At 41.0% G+C, this 814-nt stretch carries 1 protein-coding gene; it reads left to right on the forward strand.

Features of this window, described 5'->3' with window-relative positions; translation table 11 throughout:
* A partial coding sequence (locus DNC80_RS14435; RefSeq protein WP_182651817.1) for a hypothetical protein occupies positions 1-814 on the forward strand: 814 nt, incomplete at both ends.

Below are 814 nucleotides of genomic sequence, written 5' to 3' on the forward strand. Positions count from 1 at the left end.
CCAACAAATATGGATATTTCTGGTTCAGTGATTTATTGTGCACCAGCAACAAGTACAACAAGTACGGTAACAATTAACACGGTTGCAAACGGTGTGCTTCCGTTTACTTATCAAATGCTATCGCCTTCTAGTATCAATAATGGTCCTTCAAATAGTTTTGCAGGTTTAACAGCAGGCGATTATATGTTCCAAGTAACAGATGCTAATGGATGTACGTACCAAGAATTGTACACAGTGGCTCCACGTGTAAACATTTCTATTGTAGGCGCGTTGGTAAACGATATTACGTGTAACCCAGCAAATGGAACTACAAATAATGGTTCGGCTCGATTTACCGTAACTGGATTTAGCAGTACAGGTAATTATTCAATAAATGTAACAAGCGTGCCAGCTTTACTGCCATTTACACAATTGCCACCAGTGGGAGATGTAATAACGTTAACAGGCCTAAATGCAGGAACATATACAGTAACCGTTACAGACAACACTACTTTATGTGTAGCTAGTGATGCAGTTACCATTACGTTGCCAAATCCAATAGCTTTCACTACAGCAGCTACCAAAGTGTTCTGTACACAAGACATTTCACAAATTACCGTAAGCGCAGTAACAGGCGGTTCAGGCGCATATCAATATGCGGTACTTCCTGGAGGAACCGTTACACCACCAGCAATGGGTGCTTACAATACCAATCCAGTTCTTTCAGTAGATACTAACTTGACTGCTTTATCATGGGATGTCTATGTTATGGATGCCAAAGGTTGCGTAGGCATGCAAAATGTAACCGTGGTAAGCAATGCTGCTCCAACTATTG

It is taken from the genome of Flavobacterium sp. SOK18b (genome assembly GCF_014156605.1).
Taxonomy (GTDB): Bacteria; Bacteroidota; Bacteroidia; order Flavobacteriales; family Flavobacteriaceae; genus Flavobacterium; species Flavobacterium tiangeerense.